1 protein-coding gene is annotated in these 400 nt (G+C 40.2%); it reads left to right on the top strand.

The features are described from left to right. Window positions 1-398 (top strand): DUF1294 domain-containing protein (locus AAEY62_RS20560; RefSeq protein ID WP_350636102.1); only part of this gene is annotated, 398 nt, incomplete at its 5' end. Window positions 399-400: the final 2 nt, after the last annotated feature.

Here is a 400-nt window from a genome sequence, read left to right as displayed (position 1 = left end):
GGGTATGGCCTAGATACAGTATAGGTGAGAGTTACTTGATTAAAAAAGCATTATTACTTTTTTCGATTGGTTTTTTGTGTGTATTAACCGTAGGAGGGCTGTTTAGCTATTGGCCCACAATTGCCGCAAGTGTGTACGTAGTTATGAGTACAATTACCATTTTAGTTTATAAATGGGACAAACGTTTGGCCATGAGTAAAAAGCAGCCAGTGGTGAGAGTGCCTGAGCGAACTTTACACCTTTTAGCATTATTATGTGGCTGGCCGGGGGCGTTAATCGCTCAGCAATGGTTTAGGCATAAATCACAAAAGCGTATTTTTATAGCCGTACTTTGGCTCACCATAATTATTAACTGCAGTGCGTTATTTGGCGGCTACTATTATTGGCAACTAGGGTAAAA

The organism is Pseudoalteromonas sp. GW168-MNA-CIBAN-0100 (assembly GCF_040309225.1).
In the GTDB taxonomy this organism is placed as follows: Bacteria; Pseudomonadota; Gammaproteobacteria; order Enterobacterales; family Alteromonadaceae; genus Pseudoalteromonas; species Pseudoalteromonas arctica.
Note: the sequence above shows the minus strand (reverse complement) of the source record. Positions and strands in the feature narration are given on the sequence as shown.